The sequence below is a fragment of the Teichococcus deserti genome (assembly GCF_001982615.1).
GTDB classification, from domain to species: Bacteria; Pseudomonadota; Alphaproteobacteria; order Acetobacterales; family Acetobacteraceae; genus Pseudoroseomonas; species Pseudoroseomonas deserti.
In genome coordinates, this window is sequence record NZ_MLCO01000558.1 from 1 (window position 1) to 1,390 (window position 1,390).

Here is a 1,390-nt window from a genome sequence, read left to right on the forward strand (position 1 = left end):
GCCCGAACCGCCCAAGGGCCAGGTCGGCTGGACCGCCCTGCCCTTCCCCCCGCCGCATCGCATTTTCGCGGAAGCCCCACGGCCCGGCCTGTCGCAGCGTCTGGCGATCCCGCCGGCGCACGAGCCCGGCGCCGCCACGGTCGAGGCCCTGCGCCAAGCGATGCGCAAGGTGCTGGCCCGGCCGGTGGAGCCCGCGACGACCGGACCCTCTCCACGCCGCCCGCGCAGCCAGGTCGAGGCCGGCCCCGGTGGCTGGCAGCTGCGCATCGAACTGCCGGGGATCGCACCGGAAAGCGTCGCGCTCTGGTTGTCGCATGGTGCGCTGATGATCACCGCCGCCGGCGCTTGCGCCTATGCCGTCCGCCTGCCCGTCCCGCCCGAGGCCGATCCGGCCAGCCTGCGCTGGCATTGCGCACATGGGCTGCTGCAGGCGCATCTGGCGCCGCGACGGCCCGATCCCGAGGCCGCCGCGTGATGGCCGGGCTGCTGCGGCTGCTCGGCATCGCCCATCGGACGGCGGCAGAGGCGGTGGGCGGCGCGCTGGCGCGCATCCCCGGCCCCGCCGTCAGCCGCTTCCCGGAGGGCGACTGCATCGCCTTCGCCCAGTCCGAGCCCCCCGGCCCGCGCAGCGAGCGCCAGGCCGAGGCCACCCGGCTGCGCGCCCTGCAGCTGGTGCAGCGCCGGCTGGAGGCGGCCTGCCTGGCCGGGCCCTTCCTGCCCGCCTCGCCCGCCGCCGCGCTCTGTCCCGCGGCCGAACTGCCGGCGCTGCTCGCCGCCGCCGCGCCGCGGCTGCAGATCGCGCTGGCCGAGGATGCCGGCACGCATCAATGGCAGCTCACCCTGCGCTGGCCACGCGAGCAGCTGATGGCGCTGCGCCATGCCATGATCTCCGATGGCCGGGGCGGCCAGGACGTGCTGCCCACCGCGGCCCAGCGCGCCGCCGCCGAGGAGGACGCGCTGAAAGAAGAGCTCGCCTGTCGCGGCACGGTGCTGGAGGCCGCCCTGGCCCCCGCCATCCGCCGCCTGCAGCGCGAACCGGCCGAGCCGCAGGCGCTGCGCTACCTGCTGCTGATCCCGCGCGACGGCGAGGCGGCGATCGAGGCGGTGCTGCGCGGCCTGGCGCCCGAGATTGCCCGCGGCGCGGTCGCCGACCTGCAGGGCCCGATGCCGCCGGTGCATTTCCACGCCTGGCAGGTGGCCGAGGCTGAGGAGCAGGCGCTGCGCGCCGCCTGGGCCCTGCTCGGTCTGCCCGAGCGGGTGGAGCTGGCGGCGCTGCGCCGCTGCGGCCGCGCAGCGCCGCCGCCGGCTCTTCCCGATCGCGGCATCGCCGCCCTCTTTCCCGGCGCCGAGCTGGAGACGCTGCTGCCGCGCGCCCGCCGCCGTCTCGTCC

At 77.5% G+C, this 1,390-nt stretch carries 2 protein-coding genes; both read left to right on the forward strand.

Annotation, left to right across the window (positions count from 1 at the left end; all coding sequences use genetic code 11):
• Nucleotides 1-475, forward strand: a 475-nt coding sequence (locus tag BKE38_RS32705) for an Hsp20/alpha crystallin family protein (RefSeq protein WP_207553746.1), incomplete at its 5' end; no start/stop codon positions are given.
• Nucleotides 475-1,390 (forward strand): GvpL/GvpF family gas vesicle protein (locus BKE38_RS30045; protein ID WP_131829821.1); only part of this gene is annotated, 916 nt, incomplete at its 3' end. The genes BKE38_RS32705 and BKE38_RS30045, both read left to right, overlap by 1 nt.